The sequence below is a fragment of the Sphingobacterium sp. GW821-FHT03E03 genome (genome assembly GCF_059420745.1).
The window spans coordinates 38,791-63,638 of sequence record NZ_JBWKUH010000029.1 but is presented as its reverse complement, the minus strand read 5'-3'; the positions used below and the strand labels follow the sequence as shown (position 1 = coordinate 63,638).

Here is a 24,848-nt window from a genome sequence, read left to right as displayed (position 1 = left end):
GTTTTTCTGTTATTTAAAATTACTTAAAAACTAGCATTGTCACGCGGCTTTTTCTTAACATAATTTGAAGAATTATAATAAGATCAGTTTGTCGTTCACAAACCATTTTCCAGCCTTATAAAAATATGGGTAAATAAAAATATGTCAAATGTGGGGTTCATATTTGGCGAGAAATAAGAGGTGAAAGCTGTTAGTCAGACTGCGGTTGGATGGGACGGATAAATTAAGTAGATTTAATTTCTATAAACAACTTCTTATATGAAATTTCCATTGTTGTTATTGCTATTGATCGGATTTTATTCAGTCACATTTGCACAAAAAGAAAAAAAGCACTTGGCCTTGGTTCGCCTAGATGGAAAATGTGGATTTATTGATGCTTTTGGTCGTGAGGTAATTCATCCTGTTTATGACGATGCCGGTTCTTGGGGCAATAACCTTGTGCCCGTAAATATAGGTAAGTATGTACCTGATGCCGATCCAGTGGTGTTGGTTGCGCCATCGAACGTAAATCCAAAAGATTTTGTCAAGCATAATGAGCAATACAAAACCGTTGATATAAAAAAAGAAGGAAAGGGCAAATGGGGCTATTGCGATACATCTGGGGCATTGGCTATTCCTGTTCAGTTTACGAATACCACTTTTTTTAGTGAAGGAATTGCAGGCGTTGAGATAAATGGAAAATGGGGCTTTATCAATACGAGCGGGAAAATAGTGGTACAGCCCGTGTACGATAAGATAGGACATTTTTCACAAGGACTGGCAGTAGTAGCTAAAAATGATTTGTATGGTTATATCAATTTAAAAGGCGAAGAAGTGATTAAGCTTCAATACGTAAATGCAAAAGCCTTTGAAAAAGGATTTGCGCAGGTGTGGGAGAAATATACTTCCAAAAAGTATAATAAAAATAGTATTGGCAGGATTATCAACCTGAAAGGAGAAATAGTTACAGATGCCAAATATGATATAGATGATACTTTTTCGAATGGCTTGTTCAGCTTTTGGCTGCCAGAAGGAGAGTTGCTCCTAGGACTAATGAACACCAAGGGACAAATGATCACGCCGCCAATTTATAAAGAGATTTCACGCTTTAACAACGGCCTAGCCAGGGTTATGATTTATAAGGAAGATAAGGATTTCAAGGAGTTTTATCCCAACTATGGCTATATCAATACAAAAGGAAAAGAGGTGGTGGAGGTAGGGTTGGCCAAAGCAACCGAATTTTATGAGGGTATGGCGGTAGTAGCCAGGTTTGACAATAAGGACGATGGGGAACTGGACCACGCTTTGATTAATACCAAGGGAGAATTAGTACTGGGTTACAATTGGAAACAGCTCGTACTTTTAGACAGTAAGCATCTTATGGCTATTAGCATTAAAAATCCAAATGAAACCCTACTTATTACTCCCCAAGGAAAAAAGATTTTATCCTTTGAAAAAGAGGATAAGGGGCTTGCCGACTTGGGAAATGGTTTGTTTGCCCTGATGAATGCTGAAGGCGAACCATTGGGACTTGTCGGTTTAAACAAACAATTACCTTTTAATGCTAGCCAGAACAAAGGCCGAAAATACATGTCGTACCAATTTGGTTTAATCCAGTTTCGTCCTCTCAGTAATAGTAATGAAAACGTATCTCATTTCAAAATAGGGCTTATCAATCTAAAAGGAAACATTGTGGTTAAGCCTAAATACGACGAAATATCAAGTTTTGAGCCAACAGACAATACATTGTAAGGTTAATAGCTTTGAACTTTCAGCGAATATTATTTGCATCAAATTAACTAATGCCTTAATTAGTCGGCATAAAATGAATTTTCAAAAAAGTGTTGATTTTAAAAGAGTTAAATGTAAAAATTTAAGAACATATCGAACTAGTAGTAATTAAATGGATAAGAGTATGATAAATATTAAGTTATATCTTTTTATTATGGGTTATGTGCTTTTTTTCGCTCACAGCATTTGCAACGCTCAGAATAAGAAAAACCACAAGATAGATGTTCAAAGTATCGAAGGCAATTGGTTCGATAAAAAAAATAAAAGGCATCTATCGATCCATCATGAACGGGGACAGGATCATTTTACCATCAACGACTGGCAGGACAATGTTCAGGGCAAGGAACCAATGATTGACGCCTATAAAGCCTGGCCGAGAGGGAATAAATTGATCATGTTGCAAAGTAATACAGATCTGCGAGCCCCCTATGCGGAGATCCTGCCTTCCGGGAAGTTTATTTTGTACCGTACAAAAAAGATGAATGATGCAAAGGGCCCTTTTATAGATAGCGTTTGGTTTTCTAGGTATAAATAGCTCAAACTTGATAGAGGCTTTTAGATTTAGGGTAAATATCCAATGACACAGTTTGAGTTACACTCCCTAAGAGATAGACCGGAAATTATTGCTGCCATGAGTTGCATATCAAAATACGAAGATCTAAAATTCTTTTTTGTATTTTGTTATTGCATAACCGTCAAATCTTATTAGTTCTAACTCTTCTTTTCCTTTTGGCACATTGTAATAAAAATTATAAAATTGAATAACCTTACCTCTAGGTGAATTCTTGATTGTAAATTTCGAAGTTATCGCAGGTTGTTTGATAATTTCCAAATTCTTTTTCACAAGAGCTGCCATTTTCCCGTTTCCATAAATTTTGACTTCACAACTATCTTTTGGTAACAATGAGAAAGTATTTGATAAAAGCGCTTTTCTTTCGTCTAACATCCATTCTTTTTTCATTCCTCGTAATTGTGCTACTTCAAATTCAGCATTTTGGATAATTTCCAAAACATTTCTACTGTTTTTATTGTTTAAATCTTCCGTAAGTTTGGCAAGAGCATTATAAAGTTTATCAAATAGTTCTGTTGAATTCTTCAATTGAACCGAATTATTTAAGGAAGATAGTTCGACAGGAATTTTAGCATTAAAATTTATTATTTTCAGAAAGTAGCCATTCTGAATGTTTTCTTGCGTAATATCTTCATCAGATAACTCAAAATTTACTAAAATATTTTCTTCAGGAAAATCGGACTCGTTCGAAATAATTGATATTCCTTTAGCTGACCGGATCAAGAGTATTTTTAAAATTGGTTTCCCTTGCTTTTTGTAATTTGCCAAGTCGATTAGAATTTTTAATTCTTGTTCTCCACTTTTGTTAATCCCAATGTCAATGAAATTTGGAATTGTATTTCCAAAGAATTCAAGACCTCTAAAAACCGGATAATCATTTATTGATATTTCTGTCGGATAATAAAAAGTTTGTTGAATACCATAGTTACTCTTCTCCGCATTGTATTTTAGTTTATCCAAAAGTTCTGTCTTATTTTCCTGGCCTTTACAAGAAATAAAAGTCAATAAAACTATTATAAATAAATAATATTTTTTCACAAGTCAATTTTTTAGATAACGTTTTGAGTATTGCCGAAGGTGGGGATTTCGAAACCGAACCTTTCAACTAAAATACAAATTTCTGACGGAGTACAAAATGCGGATTATAAACAGCCCCAATAGACAGTTTCGTCTCATATATCTTAACCGAATTTGGAATTTAAAATGATAGAAACTGTTTTGGCTTAGCAATTTCTCATTTTGGCTACCTTCCACGAAAACAGTTTTCAGAACTTTGTTTCATCATTAAATTTAAAGAAATGAAGAAAGTATTTATTACAGGAGCGAACAAAAGTATTGGTTACGAGACTGCTCGCCAATTGATACAGCAAGGGTGTTATGTTTATTTGGGAACCCGTAATTTGAAGAACGGACAGCAATCCGTTGAAAAGTTGAAATCAGAGGGGCTGCGTAATGTTGAACCTATCCAGATCGACATCACGGACCAGGCATCGGTAGACGCGGCGCGAAAAGAAATTGGCGGAAAAACAGAAATATTAGATGTTCTTATTAATAATGCAGGAATAAGTGGCGGGATGCCACAGAAACCGGCGTCTGTAGATCTTAACGTTTTGTACGAAGTCTTTAATGTCAACCTCTATGGAGCTGTAAGAACTACAAAGGCATTTATCGATCTGTTGAAAAATTCTTCGCAACCACGTATTGTCAATGTAACCTCCGGTATGGCATCCATGACGCTTTGTGGCAACCCTGATTTTCAATACCGCGATTATGTGGGCGGTATTTATGGACCATCAAAAGCAGCACTCAATATGTACACTATTGCACTTGCACTTGAATTGCGCGACACAGCGTTTAAGGTGAATGCTATTGACCCGGGCTTTACAGCAACAGACTTTAACAACCACCGTGGTACGGGTAGTGTTGAGGTAGCAGGTAAACGTATTTTAAAATACGCTATGATTGGGCCGGATGGACCGACAGGGAAATTTATATCCGAAGAGATCAACCCCGAAACCGGTATTGTTGCTTTTTAGACATAAAAAAACTGTTAAATTTACGACATGGAAAAGGAAGAAGGCCTACCTCGCAAATTCAAATCTTTGTCAGACTTTCATCGGACGTTGGGGCAGGTGATGCCCTTTCATCCGATGGTGAGCCTCATCGATATCGGTGTTAATCATATTGATCCGGATGAATCCTTTAGCTCGTTTATGACAGATTTCTATCAGATCATATATAAGCCGGATATGCAAGGGAAGGCAAGATATGGGCAAAATTACTATGACTTTGCCGAAGGAGGATTGATATTTTCAGCTCCGCATCAGATATTCGAAGCCCCACCACGTAGTACTAAATCAGGTTACGTTTTATCGATTCATCCGGATTTTTTATTATCCTATCCGCTGGCAAAGAAAATAAAACAACATGGATTCTTTTCCTATGCCACTAATGAGGCACTTCATCTATCTGAATATGAAAAGCAAACGATCATGTCAATCTTTAAAATAATTGATGATGAATTAAAGAGTAGGATGGATGAGTTGAGTCATGAGGTAATTATTTCCCAGCTTGATTTGTTGCTGAATTACTGCAACCGTTTCTACAAAAGGCAGTTTATCACGAGAAAAGTAGTAAATAATGACCTTTTAGTTAGAATGGAGGACTTTTTGGATAATCATTTCAATAGTATGGAACTATTGGGCAGGGCACTGCCAACCGTACACGATCTTGCTGAACATTTGAATACATCCCCAAGTTATTTGAGCGATATGCTTCGCTCATTGACCGGGCAAAATGCGCAACAGCACATACATAATAAACTGATTGATAAAGCTAAGGAAAAGCTGTCGACGACTGAAAATTCAATTAGTGAAATCGCATACCAGTTAGGTTTCGAACATCCACAATCATTCAGTAAATTATTTAAAGCAAAAATGAATGTTTCACCTTCAGCATTCAGGCAGTCTTTTAACTGTTATTGAATCTTATAAGCATATCCCAAATATATCTTTTGATGAAAGCAAGGCAACATTTAGATCAAATGATGTCACTGTGGAAATGAGGTCCAACAAGTTCGATTACGAAAAAAACAAAAGTTACTTTTCATCGACTAAATATGAAGGCTATACCATTGTAGACAAGTTTAAAGGGCAGAAGCTATGGGGAACAGATGGCGGGATCCCGTCAAGCCACTACATATCCATAAAAGCAAAAATAAAGGGTAGGACTGTCCTAGTTCCCGAAAAGGAAATTGAGAACCTCTTTAATATCAACAATGAATTTGCAGCATGTTACTATGATGATTTAAATGATATTTTATATATCACTTCTGTTAATAGTGATGGAGCCGGTGGATATGCAGTTTTATTTACGATTGAAAAAGGTAAATATAAAGCACGAGTGGTGACAATGCCTTTTTAGATGATGACAAAGGCATTCAACTATTTTTGAAAGACATTTTTGGTCTGTTGTTATTCAGTCTTCTTTAGTTAGATGCAATTGAAGAAAACCGTTTTTAAGCTTCTGTCCTTTGTACTTGAACTTTGAACTTAACTCCTCATTGCTTGCTAAAATTGCTCCAGCTCCAGTGATTATGGGGCTGACGTTAAAATAAATAACTGTAACCAAATCTTTGTCCAAAAAGGCGTTGAAAGTACCTGCTCCGCCTCCAACGGCTATTTCCCGTACTCCTTTTGCAGACATATATGCAATGGCCTCTTCAGGACTTGCTACAATCTTGTAGCCATCAGCCGTATAAGATTTATCGGCCAATATGATGATTTCTATTCCATTAAAATGTTCTTTTACTTGATCTGGAAAATTTAGAAAATTTTCAAATGTTTTCAATCCTATCACTACATTTCCAACCTGTCTTACAGATTGTACGTAAAATTCCATTGCTTCCGGTGGCAGCTTATGATACGGGTTATCGGATATCAAAATTCTTCCATTAGCCGAAATGTTTGCGATTACTGTTACTTTCATAATGACTTTTTTTAAATTTCTGTTCAACAAAACTATTGGATATTCAATATATATTTACTATTCATTACCTTTAGGAAAGTAACTATCTTATGAGCAATAAAAAACGTGATATTGATAAAGAAACTATATTGGCATTAAAAGATGGCATTGAATTGCTCAGTGGTAAATGGAAATTTTGTATCCTGCACAATTTACAGAAACACGGCATAATGCGGTTTAAAGATCTGCAAGAGATGGCTCACGGAATATCCCCGAAAGTACTATCCAAAGAACTTCAGGAATTAGAAGATAATTTGCTGATTAGCAGGATGGTTAATGACACCAGACCTGTGACCGTTTCTTATGCGCTTACCACATATGCCATAGAAACGGAGGAAGTTGTCAATGCTTTGATTAAATTTGGTCTAATGCATAGAGATAAAATTAAAGCAAAATGAGGTTTCTATTTTAAACAGCTGCGGGAGCTAGGTTACATTGATCCAGTGATGATAACTCCTCACTGTTAGATGCTTACATTTAGAGAATTCTTATAGTTGGTTTCATAGAAAAATGGAAGACGGATTACATTGGGATTAAGTCTTGAAGTCTGAGAAGGATAATTTCCAGATATTTACGGTTCTGTGATTTTACAATTTCAGTTAAGAGCGCCATTAATTTAGTTGATAAAAAATTTGATAGATACTGTTATACGGGTATCGGCTATTAGAAAAGAATCGGAGGGGAGAATGTATGCCAATTACAGGTGGAATTTTTTATGGTAAATTCAAGGATGTTACCTTTAATGGGCTCTATGATACTAATCGTGATTCAAAAGCATGTTTGCAACATTGCGATTTCTCTAGTTCTATTTTTGGAGATTTCGTAAGTTTCGACAATTGTGATCTATCAACCTGTACAGCGCCAAAAGACACAACATTTGATAAAATTTTATATCAAGCCGATGCGTCAAATTCCAAACTATTGAGCACTGGAAGTCCTGATCGTTTGACAATTACTGATATCTAATCAATTTGGTACCATTTCAAAAGCCGGTATGGCAATAGAGATAAGGAGCTTATTCGATCTCCATCCCAGCCAAAAGTATAAGTACATTGGAAGGAACAAAACAATAAGTTGAAAATGCTAAGTGCGTCAAAGAATTTACTTCATATGTTGTTTAAAGTAAATAAAATGATAGGCAATAGAACTGTTCCAATAAGCCGTATTATGATCACCGGGCCGACTGATGAATGTCGCAGGAATACCAATACTATCCACCAGCTGCTTTAATTCCATGCTGGCAGGGTATAAAATATCCTCGCTGCCACAATCAAAGATAAAGTTCCGTTTAAAGTTGGGCCTTTTACTGATGATCTCCAATATGCTGTAGTCATTCCAGTTTATATAATTGTTTTCTGCCCCACCCAGTAGTTTTTTTGTGTCATCTACCAATCTGTTATTTTTCCAAAAATGTTGACTGACCTTTTGAAAAATGTTAAAATCTATTTTTAGTGCACCACTGCTGCAACCAGCGGTATTAAAATAGTCGTCATGCAGTACAAAAAGTCTTAATGCGCCATACCCACCCATGCTCAATCCACTGATAAAGATATTGTCTCTGTCAACATTATAAGCCTGATGTATTGTGGGACTGAGTTCCTTGAAGAAAAAGTCATCATATTGCATTTCATTTCCCAATGGACTATTAAGGTAAAAAGATGTATAACCATCTGGAGTGACAACAATAAAACCATATTGATCAGCCATCTGCTGAAGATCGACAGTATGGTTCCATTGCTTGTAATTTTCGCTATAGCCATGCAATAAATAAACTATGGGATACTTCGTATTCTTATTATAAGTTTTCGGCTTAAAAACGAGGACAGTATCCTGTTTCTGAAGATATTTTGATTGAATGACAAACTGTTCCTGAGCACTAAGGCCCCACGAGTAAAGAAGTGTGATAACTGTAATAAGATATTTCATGTTGTTTGGATTTCTTAACTTTGTACTACAAATATCAACTGATATTTTACTGCAGTCAATGACTAACAAAATTGTTAGGTTTTAATTCAACAGTTATGCGTAAAAGTAATTCGACCAACGCCATTAATGAGAAGTTCCTTTTTCAGGTCTGTGAGCTAAATTCTGCGATCGCTATGATCAGTGGGCGGTGGAAATCCCAGATTGTTTATTCAATTAGTCAGGGGAACAATAGGTTCCATTTGCTACAGAAGGAACTACCCAATATTTCTGAGCAGGTTTTAGCTAGGCAGCTAAAAGAATTAGAAACACATGCTATTTTGCTAAAAGCAGATATTCAAGGTACTGTACCACCGGGGGTGGCCTATATTTTAACCAGCAAAGGTTTGGATCTTATACCCATATTGGAAAGTTTATGTGGTTGGGGTAAGGCATATGCAGAGGGAAAGGAAATAGTGACCTCTCCCCGAATTTAGGAGTATTCTAAAGTAGAAAATTCCGCTGTTTCGACCTGTTTTTCGATAAACATTTCAGGTGTCATATCCCCTAAACAGCTGTGAGGTCTGAAGGTGTTATACTCTTCCCTCCAGATTTCAATTTTTCCCTTCGCATCTTCCAGTGACAGGAACCAATGCGCGTTTAGGCATTCGTCCCGAAAACTTCCATTGAATGACTCAATATACGGATTATCTGTTGGTTTTCCTGGTCTGGAAAAAACTAATTCCACCTGATGTTCATATGCCCACCTATCGACTTCCTTGGAAATAAATTATTCACTAGTGTTTGTTTTATTTGGTGTTCATGATTGCTCCGCAATTCTGATCCGTTATCCACTTGGATTTTCCTGGGCATTGCCTGCTGGAATAGGCGGAGTTCTTCCAAAACAGCGACCACATCACTTCCTTTAAGCCCCTGTCCGACCTCAATAGCCATGCATTTACGGCTATAGTTATCCACTATAGTTAAGCAGCGGATTTTCCTGCCATCGAACAGCGCATCGGCGACAAAGTCCATACTCCAGCAGTCATTTAAATTGGAAAAACGGGTCTTTCGGATCGATGCGCGGCGGTGCGGCAGCATCGGGGCCTTTTCACCCGTAGATTTAAGCCTTCTTCCTTATAAATACGATAAATCCGTTTTGGATTATCACGCCAGCCTTCACGTTTCAATAGAACAACGATCCGTTCTATGCCGTAACGGACACGTGTTTCAGCAATGCTTTTTATGCGCAGGCTAACGGACCATCATCGCGCCTATTGTGTTTATAATACCAAACTGAAGTGCTCAGCAGAGATACCTCGCATGCTCTGCGTAGGGAAATTCGATAATCAGAAATGAGTCCCGTAACCATTGTTCTACGCTGCGAAGGCTTTAAAACTTTTTTTTAATACATCCTGGAGCATCTGTTTGTCCAGACTAAGATCTGCCACAAGCTTTTTCAGCTGTGCATTTTCTTCTTCCAGTTGACGAAGCTTACGCAACTCCGGCACGCCCAGATCGCCATATTTCTTCTTCCAGTTGTAGAATGTAGCCTCGCTGATATCCATTTTTCTGCAGACCTCTTCCACGCGGGTACCGGTCTCGGACTGTTTGATCGCAAATGCGATCTGTGCTTCGGTGAACTTTGATTTTTTCATCGCTTTTCCTCCCTTTTAAAATTAGTAATTCAAGTCCGAATTCTCTACTTTTAAATGCTCCAGTTTTTAGGGGAGAGGTCAATTCTTTGCTGCTTGATCAACGAAAAGACCTAGTCCTGCATCTACTCCATATCCATATATTTTTGTCGAATTGAGGGGGATGGGAGCCTATTCAGGTAATAACGCAAACTCCCATTTACCAACAGGCTTATCTGAGAATTTTACTCGTTCAAATGCGACCCTTCGATCCTTATTGGCGTTGATATTTGCCATTGCCAATTCCAACGGAAACTCACCAACAGGAAACTTTTCATTAAAAGCTATCGCATCACTTAATGTAACGGGGGCAGTGGCGATAACCTGGCCCGATGATACTTTTAGATTTCCTACAGCTATCTTTTCAAAAGTTATTTCCGTGCCGAATTGCGCTATTTTTGTGCCCGTCAAGAAACTCCCCTCAAACAGCTGTGGGAATGCTAGTGATGTGTCCTTAATGGTTATTTTCGGTATGGTATCTGTCAGATCGAACTCTTCTGTTGGTACAATGATATCGTTATTATTACTTAGAACTTTGTTTTCCGAAATACATGAAAATAGCACGACGGCCATAATACACATTGTTATTGTACTTTTGTGCATAGGATGTATAATGGTCTTTGTTTAATTCATGACTCTAAGGGATGACCTATCTCCTTAAAGAACTTTCGAAGCATCCCATAAGTGTCGTAATCCGCGACAACCTGATTGGAGCTTTCTATAACCATAGCTTCGCAACTTAAACAAACATTCAAAACAGATACAATTTCGCCCGAGCTTTTATAGAATACGATAGCATCCCTATAGATAGGAGCACACATCCAATTAGAGACTTCAGTTGTTTCTCTGATTAAAATCTTCTGTAGCAGACTAACTGCTTCATCATCATATTGAAAAGTATTGATTCTCTGACTGGAAAAATGAAACTGTCCATTATCATCAATTAAGTATTGTGTTACTCCTAATAGCGCGTCTAGTTCGCTCAGGCGAATTTCTTCGGTTTCGGTGAGATTATTTCGTTTTTCCTTTCTCACTTTTAACCTATTAAGTTCTGGTTTTAGCACTTGGAGCGCAGCATCGTATTCCGGCCCACGTTGGAGGGAATATGTTTCGATGTAGTCAAATGCTATAAACTCTTTATATAATGAGAAGATGTGATTGAATTCGTGATACTTTTCATTGTTAAAAGTGAGTGGTTATTTCTCTAAATACTAACAATAAAAATATAGAAAAGGGATATTAATCGCTAACAAAAATCTTAATAAAAGCTATCCATTAGCATCATAAGTAAACCGCTAAAGGATTGTTCATCTTACTATTGCAGTAGGACTGTGTTTGCACAATAGGGCTTATGAGGTATAGACAGAATTGAAAGTAGATAAAATAGAAGTTTTTAAACGTTAAAAGAAGTGCCCTATTAATTTAAGGTGTTTGACTTCTAATTTAATACTATTTAACATTACAACATAAGTATATTATCTATATTGTATTCAATAATAAACCTGTATTATGAAGAAAGTAATATTACCTTTTCTGTTGACCTTTGTTTTGACTGTTTTTCTTTCAGTTTTTACCTATGCGCAACAGATCAAATCCTATAACGTTGATCAGCAGGTTATTAAAAATGGGCTACCGGCAGCTTGGTTCTTAGCAGAATCCCGAGGCTACTCTTTCACCGTTGAAAGACATAGCAAGTACGCCGATAAAACACAGTTAAAAATTAGTAGTGTACGCGATAACAATGGGTATTCAGGTGTTTTGATGCTGAATATCCCTGAAAACCTAGAAGGGAAGGAAATTGCTTTTGAAGGAAAAATCAAGACAGAGAATATAGCTCCTGACGGATTCGCAGGATTATTTATCCAATTAAAACCCAAAGTTGACGTCGAGAATATGGAGTCCCAGAAATTGAATGGAACGCATGACTGGGAAACATTTGGTGTCAGGCTTAAGTTAAAACCAAAAGAAACACGGAGTATTGCCATTGGGACCTATATCGTTGGTAAAGGGACAGCCTGGTTCGCTGATCTTACCCTTAAAATAGATGGTAAGGACTATACCAAGGCGCTGCAATACCCGAGCATAAACAAAGCAGATACTATTTATAATTTTAATTCACAGTTGAAAGAAATTTCATTAACGACTGATAATATTGCTAAGTTAGCCCATACAGCTCAGATTTGGGGGATGTTAAAATATTTTCACCCTGCCGTTACTTCGGGGAAATGGGATATGGATACTGAGCTTTTTAAATTTATTCCAAACCTGCTGGCAAGTAAAGATCCTGCTGCTACCGAACATCTTTTAAGTGAATGGGTCCAGCATTTTGGTCCCTTTGAACCATCTGTGCAGCAATCGACTATTGCTGCAGAAAAAATTGCAGCTGCAGCCCACGATAAATGGATAGATAAATTGCCCTATTCCAATAAGCTCAAAGAAAAGCTTACCGCGCTGTCTCATGTGATACCAGTAATGCCAAACCAATATATAGACTATTCTGAAGGAGCCGGCAACCCCCAGTTTTATGAATACAGTTACAAAACTGTTCCGCTTTCCGATATGGGTTTTCGACTTTTAGGATTATTCCGATATTGGAATGCCATGCAATATTTTAACCCGAACCAAAAGCTCTCCGCACAACCATGGGATAAAGTATTGACAGATTTTATACCGCTATTTGTCGGAGCGAAAACCAAAGCTTCGCTGGATGGAACTTATCTCAAGCTTTTTTCAAAAATCAATGATACCCATGCATTTTCTTACCTTTCAGACTATTATCATAAAGATATATTTGGCCCTCGTGCTGTAGGATTTAAGAGCGGTTTTATTCAGAATCAGCTGGTGGTCACAGAGCTTTCAGACGATCAGTTCAAAAAAGGGCAGGAGTTACAGGTCGGAGATATTATTATGGAGATTGGCGGAAAGCCCGTTTCCGGTATGATTTATTCATTGAAACAATACGTCGCTGCTTCCAATGAAAGTGCTCTAATGCGTGACCTTCCGGGACGGATGTTAAAAACTGCGGATTCCCTGTTAATGTTGAAGATTCACCGCGAGGGTAGGGAATCGGTTTTTTATATACCCACGCGTGCTATCGAGTCAATAAAGGATACGGATGCAGAACCAAAGCCCGCGATTCGGAAAATGAAAGACGGCATTTTGGTAGTGGATATCGGTGTGTTTAAGGATTCAGACACCCAACGGCTAAAAGATAGCCTGCAAGGACAACGTGGGCTTATTTTGGACTATCGTAATTATCCTTCGGCGAGCATGCATGATGAATTGCGTGATATGATCTTTCCATCAGAAAAAGACTTTGTAATATTTTCGACGAGTAAAGGTATGCGTCCCGGACTGTTTAAATATACTGATCCGGTCAAGGCGGGCGCGGTAAATCCGAAAGCCTTTAGCGGTAAAGTCGTTATTTTGGTTAACGAGAGAGCTCAGAGCGCATCTGAATTTCAGGTGATGGCATTTCGTACCATACCCGGATCTCAGGTTGTTGGCTCTCAGACAGCAGGAGCGGACGGCAATATCAGTTGGCTTCCACTTCCACTGGGCTATTCAACTGCTTTTTCGGGTATAGGAGTATATTATCCTGATAAAAGCGAAACGCAAGGCATAGGTATTGTACCCGATAAGATTGTATATCCCACAATTGAGGGGATCCGGAAGCATCAGGATGAGGTGCTACAGGCAGGTATTGATTTGATAATAAAACAATAGGCAAAAGCTCTCATTCCATCCGATCGCAGATACAACAAAGCATAATTGCAAGAATTAGATCTTTGTGCAAAAAATAGGTATTAATTACTAGAACGTAATTATTTCATTTTCCATATCATGATAAAGAAGGATTTTCCATTGTTCTTCTTTTGCTCTTTTCTTCCAAATGATTCGTTCTTCCATCGCTTTTTTGCCGTCATAATCAGTTTTAAATGCTATTTGATAGTTTAAATATCCCATTTGAGGAAGATTGTCTGCACCATAAAAAGCTGTCTCTCCGTTTTCCTTAATCCAGAAAACCTGATGATAAGGAGTATGTCCGCCGGTAACTTCGAAATCACATTCTGAAGTAATACTTCCTTTATCAGAATCCATCCAGACAATATTGGCATGCTCAACCATGAACTTCAAAACATCCAGATCAAAGGAAGGACTCCCATCTTTTGAAAGCGCAAAATCATATTCACGCTTTTGTATATAAACCTCAGCATTTGGGAAATTAAGCGACCAATCATTTTCTGCGCTATTCACCAGTCCGCTAATGTGGTCTTTGTGCAAATGAGAAAGCATGACTAGCTTTACATCTTCTGGTTGAAAACCTGCTTTTATTATGTTATTATGAATTTTTGGAATTCCGTTTTCCATCCAGCCTAATCCTGCATCTAACAATACTAGATTACCAGATGTTTCAATAAGTAAAGGCTGCACCGCCATTTTTAAGTTTTTACCGTTATCTGTATCCTCCAGATAAGTGAAATTTTTGTTCTTATCAACACTGAAATCACCGTCTTTTAAAGGATATATATTCATTTTTGTTATTATTTAATTTCAGTTATTCTACTGATGGATAAAACATAGGATAACAAAACTACGCATCCCAAAAGTAAAATATGGAAAATTCTCATTTTATCGCATTACTTACGGCTTCCCGTTTAGATATAGACGAACTTTAATAGTCTGCGTACTAAATCTTATCCTCCACAATTATTCTTCGATGTTCTCTGCCCCAGTTTATCATTTCCGAAATAATATTCCCGAAAGTCCTGCAATATTCAGTGGGTTCATATTCAATTAAAACAGGAGTTTCGGGATAAACAGTACGTTTAACCAACATATTTAACTCCATGTCTTTCAGTTCTTTTGAAAGCATTCTAGTGGTAATGCCAGGGATACTTCTTTCAATTTCGCGAAAACGTCGGTTGCCATTGCAAAGCGAATTAATGACAGGAATTCTCCATTTTCCTCCGATGAAATAAAGGGTATCCTGCAAAGCTCTAAGTTCTTCTGTCTGATCTCTTTCCATGTTGCAAAGTTAAATGATATAATTGATGATACTGATATACGCTGTGATACTGGTAACAAAAGTATATCATTCCCTTATAACTTTGTAAAAAAATTAAAGAAATGAAAAAGTTGAATAATAAATTAGCCATCGTAACAGGTGGAAACAGCGGAATAGGGTATGCCACCGCAAAAGAGTTAATCGCCGAAGGAGCAAGAGTAATTATCACCGGCAGGCGAAAAGAAGCCATTGAAAAGGCTGCTGAAGAGTTAGGAGCTATTTCTTTTGTGGCGGATCAGGGAAAATTGGATGACATTGATAATTTCAAAACCGAAGTTGAAAAGCAATTCGGAAAAGTTGACATCCTGTTTATTAATGCAGGAATCACCGGAACCTTAGGTTCGATCGAGACTATGAGTAACGAAAATTTTGACAAGGTCATGGGTATTAATTTCAGAGGAGCTTATTTTACCTTAAGCAAATTTATCCCCCTGTTGAACGATGGTGCTTCAGTAGTGTTCCTTTCATCCAACGTCGCGACGACTTCTAAACCAAATAGTTCGATTTACCAGGCAAGCAAAGCAGCATTGAATTCCATTGCAAAAACCGCTGCTGCAGAATTGGCACCAAGAAAAATCAGAGTAAATTTAGTAAGTCCGGGGCCTACAAAAACGGAAATTATGACCAAAGCGGGATTGGATGAAAAAACATTAGAAGGTCTTGATGAATGGTTAATCAGCGAAATTCCTTTACAAAAAATGGGAACTGCGGAAGATGTTGCCAAAGCTGTTATTTACCTGTCAGATAACAATGTGGCAAGCTTCATGACCGGAACGGAAATCCTTATCGACGGCGGCATGGTTTTATAATTCGGGCTTTATTTTTTGGAATATGAATGCTGGAAGCCTGAAAAACTTCCAGCATCTTGGTAAGTGTATAACTTTTCATCGTCAAATATGTTGTCCATAAGATATCGGTTAAGTATGAATAGCCTTTGTTTCAAATCTCATATATGTAATTTTATAGAGATCTGAAAATTGGAGAAGAGCTAGATCTTGCCTCCCTTGGAGAAAGTCCTAGCAAATGATGATGTTCTAATGGAATATCATGATAATACACAGCTTACTCATCCTACGATTATTTATTTTTCTGCAAGGGGTAGAACTATGTTAAAATCGTCTCTCTTTTGATGTAGTCAAATGCGAAACTGTTCATATAGTCAGAAGAGCTTACTAAATTGCCGTTTACGCCAACTGCTGAAGACAGACAATTTAATCAACTCCTTTTGTACGCATGGGGAGGCAATAAATCGCTGTTGAAGCTGTGATAAATAGATCAGTTCGATCTTTGCCACCAAAACAAACATTCGATGTCCATGGTTCTTTTACCTCAATATGTCCTATCAGTACGCCTATCGGACTATAGATAGAAACACCTTTCCCCGTAAGGTAAATATTTCCCTGATTGTCTAATGTCATCCCATCTGAACCTTGGTCGATGACCGCCTTCTGCCCGCTAAGCTTACCGCTAGATTCAATGGTATACCTGTAAGTTTTATTTCGCACCCTATCCGCTACATATAGGTATTTTCCATCAGGCGATCCTACAATGCCATTAGGCTTAGCTACATCATCAGCCACTACAATTGGCTTTTTACCTTTTCCCGGAGGGAGGTAATAAACTTTCTGCCCTTCTATCTCTGGTTTTTTTCTGGTCCAGTAGTCACGCTGATAATAGGGATCTGTAAAATAGATACCTCCTTTCTTATCTGCCCAAAGATCATTTGGACCATTCAGTTTCCTGCCATCTACATCTGACAGCAGGACCGTAACTTTGCCATCATTGCTTATAGACCAAATTTCGTTTTTTTCGTCTGCGCAGGCAAGTAGCTGACCGCGATTGTTAAAGTACAGTCCATTTGCACGGCCGGCTGAATCTTTAAAAAGAGAAAGATGACCTTCCGTGTTGTATTTCCAGATTTTGTTATTGGGCTGGTCAGTAAAATAGATATTCCCATCCTTGTCCACTGCCGGTCCTTCTGTAAAGGCAAACTGCCGAGATATCAATTTCAGGCTGTCCTGATTAAACAATTGCGCCCTTACATCTAAGCCCCTTAATGAGAAGAGTAATATTAGCAAGAATGCCGGATAGTACTTACTGGAATTAATTAAATGTAGCATAGTAAAAGTAATTAACTAAATTATTGTTTTTCCAAAAAAATTCAAGGAATGGTATTTAAGTATGGATAGTCTCTATTTCAAGCCTAATATATATAATTTTATAAAGACCTGAAAATATTACCTCTAGCCGTCTTCATTAATTGATGCATATCGCTATTCTGAGTTTGATTTCCGCCGCATACCGCTGATGCCGACACAGAGATTGATGAACTACCTGGTAGTTTTGTTGATGAACTGCCAGTCTTATGTGTTATGATAGATCTGGCTACAATAAAGTCACTTTTGGCTACATTTTTTAGACCCTCAAGCCTGAACTTTGCTTTATAAATAAAATTCAACATGAAAGTATTTGTTACAGGCGCTACAGGTTTCGTCGGAACAGCTGTAGTACAGGAATTATTGAGTGCCGGTTATCAGGTTTTGGGACTGGCAAGATCGGAAGAATCAGTAAAGAAATTAATTGAGGCAGGAGCAGAGGCCCACCGCGGCGATCTGACAGATTTTGAAAGCTTAAAGTCAGGAGCCAGACTTTCTGACGCTGTTATCCATCTGGGATTTGTACACGATTTTGGGCGTTTTCAGGAAATGTGCATTTTAGATGGTGAGGTGATCGGAGTTATCGGTGATGCGCTGAGCGGAACTGAAAAACCCTTTCTGATCACTTCTGGCACTGCGCTGTTTTCAAAAGATGGAATTACTACCGAGAAAGATTGCCGTGTTAATCACCCGCATCCAAGGATTGCTACCGAAAATGCAGCAGACGAACAGGTTGCCAGAGGCATCAATGTTGCCGTTATCAGATTATCACCTTCCGTGCACGGTGATGGCGATAAAATAGGTTTTGTTCCATTGTTCATAAAAATAGCAAGGGAAAAAGGTATTTCAGCCATCATCAATGATGGAAATAACCACTGGCCAGCTGTTCACCGTTTGGATGCTGTAAGGCTTTACCGTTTGGCTTTGGAAAATCCATTTGAAAAAGGAACCAGATATCATGCTGTAGCCGAAGAGGGGATTCAGCTCAAAAAGGTGGCTGCTGAGATTGCCGAACGTCTCAATATACCTTTAGCTTCCTTAACCTCTCAGGACGCCGAACAGCACTTTTCCTGGTTTACACATTTTGCAAAGCTGGATAATCAAAGCTCTGGTGCGCAGACAAAGAAAGCTTTGGACTGGAACCCGGTTCATCCAACTTTACTGGAAGATTTAAAAGGTCCGTATTATTTTTCTGAGCATCAATAATTTGTATTTTTGTATTTATACGTTTAATCCGTAACATCATGTCCTATAGCAAACCGTTAAGATTAAAGACTATTTCCGAGTTCCATAAGCTACGAGGATTGCCGACGCCAAAGCATCCGCTGATCAGCGTGATCAATTTTGAAGATATGACCGAGCATACCAAGGTCGGAAAACAGAGCCTGCTGTTCGATTTTTATATGATTTCGGTAAAACGTGATATGGACCACAAGTACGGGTACGGGCAGAAGGATTATGATTTTGATGAAGGTGTGATGTTTTGTATGGCACCGCACCAGGTTTTAAGTGTAATACGTGAAGAACAGGGCAAAAATCCCTCCGGATGGATGCTGATGATCCATCCGGATTTTCTCTGGAATACCCCGCTGTCCAAATCGATTAAAAAATATGAGTTCTTTGATTATTCGGTGAATGAAGCCCTGTTTCTATCTGAGGACGAGGAACTGAAAATGCAGCAGATTATCGAAAACATCAAGCAGGAATATCAGAACAATATAGATCAGTTCAGCCAGGACATTATTGTCTCGCAATTGGAGACACTGCTAAATTATTCGCAACGATTTTATCAACGCCAGTTTATAACACGCAAGAAAGCTAGTCATCAGTTTTTGGAAACGCTGGAGATCTTTCTTAATGAATATTTTGAAGGAGAATATATCCTACGGAATGGGTTGCCGACGGTACAGCTGCTGTCAGAAAAGCTAAATATGTCAACCCAATATATGCGGGGTTTGCTCAAATCGCTGACAGGGCAAACCACGCAACAGATCATCCACGAGAAGGTAATCGAAAAAGCCAAAGAGAGGCTTTCTACAACGGAACTTACCATAAGTGTGATCGCTTACGAGCTAGGCTTTGAACACTCTCAATCATTCAACAAACTATTTAAGGCCAAAACCAATATTTCCCCTATGGAATTTCGTAAATCCTTTAATTGAAAAATTGGCGGACTGAATATCTCACGAACAAATGGATAATAGGATTTTTATCATTTGCGGTAGTACTAGAACTTGCATTTATGGATATGATCAAGTCCATCTCAAAGATGTTTGGGACTTTTTACCATAGACGGCCCTTACAAACATTTTTAACGCGCGGCAATTCGTTACATGGGATCGTGCTAAGGTAGATGCGCCTTTCTTCATAATGTCTTTTGGAGAGGATTACAATTATGCCATATATGAGAACAAAGAATGGTGAAATCGGTGGATGAATCTATTTTTTATGAAATGGCAAGGTGATTTTGCGTATCAGCCAAAGACTGCCGAAGTAAAAGTTTTTAAAGGAAAGTAGGGAAAGATTATATGTTCAACAAAACCTATTCTAAAAATGAAAAAAACGATGTAAGGCAAATCGACTAAAGTAGGCAAGTTTATTTATCTTGACTGGCGGACTGGCTATGTTAAGGCTAATCAACTGTTGAACAGTTGTTTTAAGGATTACGACCTATTATTTCCAACGCAACAAGAACAACTGATGGAAACTATTTACGGAGAACAAGGCATCAAAAACGGCTATTTTGATGGACTTGCGCTGGAATACGTCTATGAAGCTTGTGTAGAATTGAATAAACTGGGCTGTGATATTATTTTACCAGGCATTACAGAGCTTTAATATTTCCCGGGTTACTACTCAATCTTAAGAGTAGAAAGGCACGTAACTCCATGGTGAAGTTAAAACTATAGATGATTTCACCATGGAAGAAGTTTAAAATTGTAAACACTGATTTCCTAATTTCAATTGAGGACTTTTGTTAGATCTACCAATTCAAAGCTTTTATCAACCTCAAAAAATGTTCTAAAGATTGCAGCATGCCCGGTCCCAACCAAAATAAAGATGGTTTTGGTACCAGGTTTTATTTGATTTTGAATATTGGCGTACATGATTAAATTTCTTTTATACCAGTCGGTAACGAGTCTAGCACCAAAATAATCCTGCCCGATCATAATTTTGTTTGCGAATGAAAAATAAAAGCCAATATTGTTGTCCAATTTCGATTTTTCATTCATGCATAAAAAAATTTGAGTCAAATTCTTTCCTTCCAAACAGTTATCCGATAATGATAATTTTAGTTCATCAAATTCTTTTTTTAGGGTAGGATTGGAATTAATCTCTTTCATCAAAATATCGAATCTCATTTCTATCAGGCTATCAATGGGATATAATTCCTGATGTTTCAATTTTTTTGCCAATCGAAATCCCAGTTGGGCCGTTTCACCTTCCTTAAAAAATCTTTTCATCCTTTTGTTTTTTATTGTATCGGTGAACTCGTGATATTGATTCTTTAAATATGTCTGGTAATTTGCATCCAATTGTTTCTTTTCATTAAAATTGCTTTCAACAAATATCTGGTCAGGTTTATAATCAGATGAATAAATTTTTTCCACTATATTATCCAAATCCTGCTGATTTTCTTTAGATAATATATTTCTATCCTGTGTTTTAATGATATCGTTTCCGGGATTATTGAAATGATAGGTTCCCAATAAAATAACTTTTATTTTCTGCTGAGCGGAGACAGAAAAAAATTGAAAAAGGACCAAGAAAATGATTGTGAAAATTTTAGTGAAATTAGAATTTCGCATAATTAGTGTTATAAATTAAATAATTCACGAATTTAATAAATAAGAATTGATAACACAAAGCCTTTAATCTACATAGTAAACCCAGTGATATACCTGGATCGCAAAGGCGTTTTTTTAAGGAGATGCCCAGCAATGTTGTTTAGTAATCGCCATTGACATAACGAATAATCACCTACCTGCTACGAATACCAAATGATCAACCACGGATAATTAATCATTATATGATTAATTATTGTTGTTTTTACTTTTACTGTCGTAGAATAAAGGCATGCTTCAAAATCATGCGATGGTTTAACACAAATAAATAACAAAACAATGAAAAAAATAATGATGAGTCTGGTAGCCCTTGTGATACTATCATCCGCTGCCTCGGCTAAGACAACGGAAAATGCGTCCCACAAAAATGCTACGGTAAAAACAAGTACTTATCGCCTTCCCAAAACAAACACTATTGCGAAGGTTACCGAAGAGGCAACTGAAATGAAGAACGGACTTACACGCTGTCGCTTTGTATTGACCTTATTAAGTTATGATGATCTTAGTGTGGTAGGCACAATTGTTTCAGAGACCTATACAAATGGCAGTTGTGGAGATTTTTTCAGGGCCTGTAGGGCAAATGCCGGTGTTTAATTCCAGTCGACACCTGTCCACCTTGTGATTGTGGCGGCTCTTTAGAAGTTAAATAAAGTGCGTATTGAAGCGGGGAGGATACACTCCCCAATTTTTCCAAACTAAATAGCGTGCATAAATATTATGTTATCTCCACACTTGGATTAGAGAAATTTTGGAAAAATCCTAAATTTGACCTTTATAATATTCATAGAGAGCGAATTTCTGGATAAAGCAAATGAATTAGCTGCCTAGAAATCAAATTCAAAAAATCCTATACAAATTATCTTTAAAGACGACGAGACAGATATAATTTACAACTTATAAAAAATCTCCCAAAGTTTGATAGTAATTTTATGACAGACAAAAACTTACAAAAATTAAGACAACAAATAGTTGATGAAACAGATGGGGGTAGATTTTCCAAACTGGCAGAAAAATTATTGAAAAAATATTCATCAACTGACAGAGAATATGTTTTGAATATCTTAACAGATTACGCAAGGAATGGACAAATTTTGCATTGGCGAAATTTTCTACTGACTGATATTATAGAACTTGTAAACGAAGATGAAGCTAACTACGCTGACTTTTTCGAATGGTGCATCACTCAGTCTGAATTAACGTATTGGGGCATTGACGGACTATTAAAAACCAGCGGCAAAAAATCATTTCCGGCACTAATCGAAATTCTAAAAAACGAAAGTTTTAATACTTCAATCCGTGCAAAAGCAATTAAAAGTATCTCATTATTTAGTAAACAACCTTTTGACCGAGAACTACCTAAAGATCCAGGACATTGGAAAGTAGCAGATTTAAGAATAGAAGAAATAGAAATCTGGCAGAAAAACGGCTTTCAAGACGGTGGTGGCTATCCTAAACCGAAAACGCATATTTCGCTAGAAAACACAAAAACAGAACTTGAAAAAATTGCTTCAAAACTTAACAAAAAACTCGAAGCACAAAGAGCTAAAAACCTAGACTTATCAAACCCGACAAACTGGCTCGTTATTGCAGACGAAACCGACATTTTAAACATAGAGAAAAAATGGAAATTACCGGAAAATTATTTGTTGTTCCTTAAACACTTCTCGCCTTTAAACGTATTTATTGACAACGAAAAATACTTTCAAGGTTTACATTTGTATGGAGCTTCTGACCTGATAAATAGACAGGAAGGCTATTCATTTAATTCGGTAACTAACAAGTCAATTGAGGATTGGCCAAATAATTTTGTTGTAATTGCAGATGCAGGAGCTGACCCGTATTGCATAGACATTAATGAAATAACAGAAAATGATGCACCAATTTATACAAGTATACACGGGAGTGGTGAGTGGGAATTTGAATTATATGCAGACAACTTCCTAACCTTTTTAAAAGAAATTGCGGAAAAATAATATTGACACTATGGATACAACAGAATTCGACCATTTACCTGATGAACTTAAGGAAAAAATTATAAAATCCAGACAGGCTTTTCTTCAAGCACGAGAAATCAGCGATAAGATTTCGGGCTCATTTCATATTTGTAATCTGAGTGTTTCTGCTACAGCAGACCATGCGATTTCAATAAGTGGCATCACTGACAATGAGGACGAAAAAATTGCTGTCCAAAATTTTGTATTACAAATGGAAAATGTTTCAAGTGTCTTCAATGGAATTGAAGTTCACTCAAATCCTACAGCGCTAAGCTTGGTTGCCAATGGAAAGGAGTTTATCGTTACTAAGTTGGCAGAATTGAAAACTGTGGTTGCACAGTTTAATGAAACCACAGTTGTTGAATATACCCTTAGCGGACATGATGAAACTACAATTATATTATTGAGAAATTCAACTCATTCATTTGCAATATATCTCCGATTCAATGGCGATGCAGGTTGCACTACGCATAATCCAAAAGGGACAACTATTGAAATGAAAGACTTTATGTTGACAAATGGACAAAGGGATGAGTACCCTACGGCATTGCTTGTTGATAATAAAGATGGTTTAGAAATACTGCAATTTTACTTATTAGCAGGAGGAATGTATCCCGGGATTGAATGGCGAGAAGAATAATTATTATGGAAATAGATCTTGCATCAGGTTTGCTGATCGACAGCTTGAACTGGCTGATAACAAATTCAGGACATTAGTTGATATTGTAAAGGTTTTGAGCTATATACTCAAGAATGAATATCAAACGATAGGGCAGGCATAGACCTTTTTTCGGATTATAACTTTATTTTATATCTAAGTGGTGTATTCCCAATAATGATCTGTATCGTCATTACAGAGAAAACCTTCAAACAAATTGCTTGCGATAAGCTGGTCTATTTTATTTTGATCAGTTGCAATTAAAAAGAAGAAGCTATCCCACTCAATGGTAAACAGAGCTTCTTTATCAGCCGAGTATAGGTAATAATCTTTACCGCCAATCTCATCGCAGAATTCATATTCGGTTAATTGATCAAGATCCACAGTTGTGGTATTTTCATAAAACTCGTCCGTTATCATGATCTGATTCTTTCCCATGAGTTTGAAAGCTTTATGGATAGTTATCTTTGAAAGCATACCAAACGACCCTTCAGTCGGGTGGTAGATACTTTCGCTGTCTGTATAATTGTTAAGCTGCTCCATGAGCTCCGGTCTAGTAAAATTTCGGTTTAGCGCACCTATTGAAGTCCTTAGAGCTGTATTAAGTTCCGCATAGCACGTCAGGGTTGAGCCATTCACGATATTTTTCCAAGGTATTGCTTTAGCTCCCCTAAAAATTTCTTCATCGGCAGGATATCGTTCATTGTCGTAACTATAGATATCCCTATTCGCCTCGGGAAGGTTTTTTAAAAAATCAATTTTCTTCAACGCTTCTTCATGAGATAGTAGCTTAGACTTTTTTAGATTAGTTTTATCAGTTTCCTCTCTGTCAAGTTGAAAGAAGGGGAGCAATGCGATGAAAACGGCGTCATAATGGTCTTTGAAATGCTCTTTTATTGCCCCTTGGTAGGGGTATAACTTTTCATCGTCAAATATGTTTCCCATAAGATATTGATTAAATATGAATAGCCTTTATTTCAAATCCAATATATGTAATTTCGGAGAGATCTGAAAATTGGAAATAGGCGTCACAACTTCGAACGAAATATGCGCAGAAGAATTACGAACAATTCAATGATGAGAAGTGATGTCGTGTGGATACAGTTGTCAATTTATAGGATATAGATCGTAAAAAATAAGAGGAGTTCACTTGGCATTGTCACA

At 37.3% G+C, this 24,848-nt stretch carries 26 protein-coding genes and 1 pseudogene; 16 read left to right on the top strand and 11 right to left on the bottom strand.

Annotated elements, in window-relative coordinates:
• The first annotated feature begins 258 nt into the window (after positions 1 to 258).
• A complete protein-coding gene (locus tag AC07UV_RS22230) occupies positions 259 to 1,731 on the top strand; it encodes a WG repeat-containing protein (RefSeq protein ID WP_495185344.1) in 1,473 nt (490 codons plus the stop codon).
• Between the two features lie 163 nt (positions 1,732 to 1,894).
• Positions 1,895 to 2,305 (top strand): hypothetical protein, encoded by a 411-nt coding sequence (locus AC07UV_RS22225; protein ID WP_495185343.1) that lies wholly within the window; start codon positions 1,895 to 1,897, stop codon positions 2,303 to 2,305.
• Between the two features lie 123 nt (positions 2,306 to 2,428).
• Here AC07UV_RS22225 and AC07UV_RS22220 read toward each other — a convergent pair whose 3' ends face one another.
• Positions 2,429 to 3,379, bottom strand: a complete 951-nt coding sequence (locus AC07UV_RS22220; RefSeq protein WP_495185342.1) for a hypothetical protein — start codon at positions 3,377 to 3,379, stop codon at positions 2,429 to 2,431.
• Positions 3,380 to 3,639: 260 nt separating this feature from the next.
• Here AC07UV_RS22220 and AC07UV_RS22215 point away from each other — a divergent pair, with 260 nt between their 5' ends.
• From AC07UV_RS22215 to AC07UV_RS22205, 3 genes are read left to right on the top strand one after another with little or no spacing between them, the layout of a single operon-like run.
• Positions 3,640 to 4,377: an SDR family NAD(P)-dependent oxidoreductase gene (locus AC07UV_RS22215; protein WP_495185341.1), complete on the top strand. Its 738-nt coding sequence runs from the start codon at positions 3,640 to 3,642 to the stop codon at positions 4,375 to 4,377.
• A 27-nt stretch (positions 4,378 to 4,404) separates the two neighbouring features.
• A complete protein-coding gene (locus tag AC07UV_RS22210) occupies positions 4,405 to 5,325 on the top strand; it encodes a helix-turn-helix domain-containing protein (RefSeq protein WP_495185340.1) in 921 nt (306 codons plus the stop codon).
• Entirely contained in the window at positions 5,282 to 5,764 is a 483-nt protein-coding gene (locus AC07UV_RS22205; protein ID WP_495185339.1) for a hypothetical protein, read from the top strand. The genes AC07UV_RS22210 and AC07UV_RS22205 overlap by 44 nt, the downstream gene beginning before the upstream one ends.
• A 54-nt stretch (positions 5,765 to 5,818) precedes the next feature.
• On the opposite strand, the gene AC07UV_RS22200 is transcribed toward AC07UV_RS22205, so the two are convergent.
• Positions 5,819 to 6,328 (bottom strand): dihydrofolate reductase family protein, encoded by a 510-nt coding sequence (locus AC07UV_RS22200; protein ID WP_495185338.1) that lies wholly within the window; start codon positions 6,326 to 6,328, stop codon positions 5,819 to 5,821.
• Positions 6,329 to 6,417: 89 nt separating this feature from the next.
• On the opposite strand from AC07UV_RS22200, the gene AC07UV_RS22195 reads away from it, so the two are divergent.
• On the top strand, positions 6,418 to 6,765 hold the full coding sequence (locus tag AC07UV_RS22195; RefSeq protein WP_495185337.1) for a winged helix-turn-helix transcriptional regulator: 348 nt from the start codon (positions 6,418 to 6,420) through the stop codon (positions 6,763 to 6,765).
• Between the two features lie 292 nt (positions 6,766 to 7,057).
• Positions 7,058 to 7,333, top strand: coding sequence for a hypothetical protein (locus tag AC07UV_RS22190; RefSeq protein WP_495185336.1), 276 nt, complete (start codon positions 7,058 to 7,060; stop codon positions 7,331 to 7,333).
• 135 nt (positions 7,334 to 7,468) lie between these two features.
• Here the strand turns inward: AC07UV_RS22190 and AC07UV_RS22185 are convergent, their stop codons facing one another.
• Positions 7,469 to 8,293 (bottom strand): alpha/beta hydrolase, encoded by an 825-nt coding sequence (locus AC07UV_RS22185; protein WP_282254661.1) that lies wholly within the window; start codon positions 8,291 to 8,293, stop codon positions 7,469 to 7,471.
• A gap of 95 nt (positions 8,294 to 8,388) precedes the next feature.
• Between AC07UV_RS22185 and AC07UV_RS22180 the strand changes: the two genes are divergently transcribed.
• Positions 8,389 to 8,766 (top strand): winged helix-turn-helix transcriptional regulator, encoded by a 378-nt coding sequence (locus AC07UV_RS22180; protein WP_495185335.1) that lies wholly within the window; start codon positions 8,389 to 8,391, stop codon positions 8,764 to 8,766.
• Here the strand turns inward: AC07UV_RS22180 and AC07UV_RS22175 are convergent.
• From AC07UV_RS22175 to AC07UV_RS22165, 3 genes and pseudogenes are all read right to left on the bottom strand, one after another.
• Positions 8,763 to 9,927 (bottom strand): annotated as a pseudogene (locus tag AC07UV_RS22175) (IS3 family transposase). The gene AC07UV_RS22180 and the pseudogene AC07UV_RS22175 overlap by 4 nt on opposite strands.
• 168 nt (positions 9,928 to 10,095) lie before the next feature.
• Entirely contained in the window at positions 10,096 to 10,536 is a 441-nt protein-coding gene (locus AC07UV_RS22170; protein ID WP_495185334.1) for a DUF4241 domain-containing protein, read from the bottom strand.
• A 56-nt stretch (positions 10,537 to 10,592) separates the two neighbouring features.
• On the bottom strand, positions 10,593 to 10,997 hold the full coding sequence (locus AC07UV_RS22165; protein ID WP_495185333.1) for a hypothetical protein: 405 nt from the start codon (positions 10,995 to 10,997) through the stop codon (positions 10,593 to 10,595).
• 475 nt (positions 10,998 to 11,472) lie between these two features.
• Here AC07UV_RS22165 and AC07UV_RS22160 point away from each other — a divergent pair, with 475 nt between their 5' ends.
• The gene (locus tag AC07UV_RS22160; protein ID WP_495185332.1) at positions 11,473 to 13,689 is read left to right on the top strand and encodes a S41 family peptidase; all 2,217 of its coding nucleotides are present in this window, start codon (positions 11,473 to 11,475) and stop codon (positions 13,687 to 13,689) included.
• 87 nt (positions 13,690 to 13,776) lie between these two features.
• Here AC07UV_RS22160 and AC07UV_RS22155 read toward each other — a convergent pair whose 3' ends face one another.
• Positions 13,777 to 14,499: an MBL fold metallo-hydrolase gene (locus tag AC07UV_RS22155; protein ID WP_495185331.1), complete on the bottom strand. Its 723-nt coding sequence runs from the start codon at positions 14,497 to 14,499 to the stop codon at positions 13,777 to 13,779.
• Positions 14,500 to 14,653: 154 nt separating this feature from the next.
• Positions 14,654 to 14,992 carry a winged helix-turn-helix transcriptional regulator gene (locus AC07UV_RS22150; protein WP_495185330.1) on the bottom strand — a complete coding sequence of 113 codons (339 nt, stop codon included), beginning with the start codon at positions 14,990 to 14,992 and terminating at the stop codon, positions 14,654 to 14,656.
• A 101-nt stretch (positions 14,993 to 15,093) separates the two neighbouring features.
• Between AC07UV_RS22150 and AC07UV_RS22145 the strand changes: the two genes are divergently transcribed.
• Entirely contained in the window at positions 15,094 to 15,840 is a 747-nt protein-coding gene (locus AC07UV_RS22145; protein ID WP_282254653.1) for an SDR family oxidoreductase, read from the top strand.
• 402 nt (positions 15,841 to 16,242) lie between these two features.
• Here AC07UV_RS22145 and AC07UV_RS22140 read toward each other — a convergent pair whose 3' ends face one another.
• Positions 16,243 to 17,151, bottom strand: coding sequence for an SMP-30/gluconolactonase/LRE family protein (locus tag AC07UV_RS22140; RefSeq protein WP_495185329.1), 909 nt, complete (start codon positions 17,149 to 17,151; stop codon positions 16,243 to 16,245).
• Positions 17,152 to 17,490: 339 nt separating this feature from the next.
• On the opposite strand from AC07UV_RS22140, the gene AC07UV_RS22135 reads away from it, so the two are divergent.
• From AC07UV_RS22135 to AC07UV_RS22125, 3 genes are all read left to right on the top strand, one after another.
• A complete protein-coding gene (locus tag AC07UV_RS22135) occupies positions 17,491 to 18,393 on the top strand; it encodes an SDR family oxidoreductase (RefSeq protein WP_495185328.1) in 903 nt (300 codons plus the stop codon).
• 38 nt (positions 18,394 to 18,431) lie between these two features.
• On the top strand, positions 18,432 to 19,349 hold the full coding sequence (locus AC07UV_RS22130) for a helix-turn-helix domain-containing protein (protein ID WP_282254650.1): 918 nt from the start codon (positions 18,432 to 18,434) through the stop codon (positions 19,347 to 19,349).
• A 538-nt stretch (positions 19,350 to 19,887) separates the two neighbouring features.
• Complete coding sequence (locus AC07UV_RS22125) at positions 19,888 to 20,025, top strand: hypothetical protein (RefSeq protein WP_495185327.1); 138 nt, start codon at positions 19,888 to 19,890, stop codon at positions 20,023 to 20,025.
• 122 nt (positions 20,026 to 20,147) lie between these two features.
• Here the strand turns inward: AC07UV_RS22125 and AC07UV_RS22120 are convergent, their stop codons facing one another.
• Positions 20,148 to 20,996 (bottom strand): DUF5694 domain-containing protein, encoded by an 849-nt coding sequence (locus AC07UV_RS22120; RefSeq protein ID WP_495185326.1) that lies wholly within the window; start codon positions 20,994 to 20,996, stop codon positions 20,148 to 20,150.
• Positions 20,997 to 21,311: 315 nt separating this feature from the next.
• Between AC07UV_RS22120 and AC07UV_RS22115 the strand changes: the two genes are divergently transcribed.
• The 3 genes from AC07UV_RS22115 to AC07UV_RS22105 all read left to right on the top strand — a co-directional run bounded on the left by AC07UV_RS22115 (position 21,312) and on the right by AC07UV_RS22105 (position 23,666).
• Entirely contained in the window at positions 21,312 to 21,626 is a 315-nt protein-coding gene (locus AC07UV_RS22115; RefSeq protein ID WP_282254647.1) for a hypothetical protein, read from the top strand.
• 335 nt (positions 21,627 to 21,961) lie between these two features.
• Positions 21,962 to 23,005, top strand: coding sequence for an SMI1/KNR4 family protein (locus tag AC07UV_RS22110; protein ID WP_495185325.1), 1,044 nt, complete (start codon positions 21,962 to 21,964; stop codon positions 23,003 to 23,005).
• Between the two features lie 10 nt (positions 23,006 to 23,015).
• Positions 23,016 to 23,666: a hypothetical protein gene (locus tag AC07UV_RS22105; protein ID WP_495185324.1), complete on the top strand. Its 651-nt coding sequence runs from the start codon at positions 23,016 to 23,018 to the stop codon at positions 23,664 to 23,666.
• Between the two features lie 174 nt (positions 23,667 to 23,840).
• On the opposite strand, the gene AC07UV_RS22100 is transcribed toward AC07UV_RS22105, so the two are convergent.
• Positions 23,841 to 24,629 carry a DUF2711 family protein gene (locus AC07UV_RS22100; protein WP_282254644.1) on the bottom strand — a complete coding sequence of 263 codons (789 nt, stop codon included), beginning with the start codon at positions 24,627 to 24,629 and terminating at the stop codon, positions 23,841 to 23,843.
• Positions 24,630 to 24,848: the final 219 nt, after the last annotated feature.

Coding starts and splice junctions, on each gene's coding strand:
- AC07UV_RS22225 (WP_495185343.1), top strand. CDS start 1,895: ATGATAAATATTAAGTTATATCTTTTTATTATGGGTTATGTGCTTTTT.
- AC07UV_RS22155 (WP_495185331.1), bottom strand. CDS start 14,499: ATGAATATATATCCTTTAAAAGACGGTGATTTCAGTGTTGATAAGAAC.
- AC07UV_RS22105 (WP_495185324.1), top strand. CDS start 23,016: ATGGATACAACAGAATTCGACCATTTACCTGATGAACTTAAGGAAAAA.
- AC07UV_RS22200 (WP_495185338.1), bottom strand. CDS start 6,328: ATGAAAGTAACAGTAATCGCAAACATTTCGGCTAATGGAAGAATTTTG.
- AC07UV_RS22230 (WP_495185344.1), top strand. CDS start 259: ATGAAATTTCCATTGTTGTTATTGCTATTGATCGGATTTTATTCAGTC.
- AC07UV_RS22130 (WP_282254650.1), top strand. CDS start 18,432: ATGTCCTATAGCAAACCGTTAAGATTAAAGACTATTTCCGAGTTCCAT.
- AC07UV_RS22115 (WP_282254647.1), top strand. CDS start 21,312: ATGAAAAAAATAATGATGAGTCTGGTAGCCCTTGTGATACTATCATCC.
- AC07UV_RS22180 (WP_495185335.1), top strand. CDS start 8,389: ATGCGTAAAAGTAATTCGACCAACGCCATTAATGAGAAGTTCCTTTTT.
- AC07UV_RS22170 (WP_495185334.1), bottom strand. CDS start 10,536: ATGGCCGTCGTGCTATTTTCATGTATTTCGGAAAACAAAGTTCTAAGT.
- AC07UV_RS22145 (WP_282254653.1), top strand. CDS start 15,094: ATGAAAAAGTTGAATAATAAATTAGCCATCGTAACAGGTGGAAACAGC.
- AC07UV_RS22195 (WP_495185337.1), top strand. CDS start 6,418: ATGAGCAATAAAAAACGTGATATTGATAAAGAAACTATATTGGCATTA.
- AC07UV_RS22135 (WP_495185328.1), top strand. CDS start 17,491: ATGAAAGTATTTGTTACAGGCGCTACAGGTTTCGTCGGAACAGCTGTA.
- AC07UV_RS22110 (WP_495185325.1), top strand. CDS start 21,962: ATGACAGACAAAAACTTACAAAAATTAAGACAACAAATAGTTGATGAA.
- AC07UV_RS22215 (WP_495185341.1), top strand. CDS start 3,640: ATGAAGAAAGTATTTATTACAGGAGCGAACAAAAGTATTGGTTACGAG.
- AC07UV_RS22120 (WP_495185326.1), bottom strand. CDS start 20,996: ATGCGAAATTCTAATTTCACTAAAATTTTCACAATCATTTTCTTGGTC.
- AC07UV_RS22210 (WP_495185340.1), top strand. CDS start 4,405: ATGGAAAAGGAAGAAGGCCTACCTCGCAAATTCAAATCTTTGTCAGAC.
- AC07UV_RS22125 (WP_495185327.1), top strand. CDS start 19,888: ATGGAAACTATTTACGGAGAACAAGGCATCAAAAACGGCTATTTTGAT.
- AC07UV_RS22150 (WP_495185330.1), bottom strand. CDS start 14,992: ATGGAAAGAGATCAGACAGAAGAACTTAGAGCTTTGCAGGATACCCTT.
- AC07UV_RS22185 (WP_282254661.1), bottom strand. CDS start 8,293: ATGAAATATCTTATTACAGTTATCACACTTCTTTACTCGTGGGGCCTT.
- AC07UV_RS22160 (WP_495185332.1), top strand. CDS start 11,473: ATGAAGAAAGTAATATTACCTTTTCTGTTGACCTTTGTTTTGACTGTT.
- AC07UV_RS22100 (WP_282254644.1), bottom strand. CDS start 24,629: ATGGGAAACATATTTGACGATGAAAAGTTATACCCCTACCAAGGGGCA.
- AC07UV_RS22140 (WP_495185329.1), bottom strand. CDS start 17,151: ATGCTACATTTAATTAATTCCAGTAAGTACTATCCGGCATTCTTGCTA.
- AC07UV_RS22205 (WP_495185339.1), top strand. CDS start 5,282: ATGTTTCACCTTCAGCATTCAGGCAGTCTTTTAACTGTTATTGAATCT.
- AC07UV_RS22190 (WP_495185336.1), top strand. CDS start 7,058: ATGCCAATTACAGGTGGAATTTTTTATGGTAAATTCAAGGATGTTACC.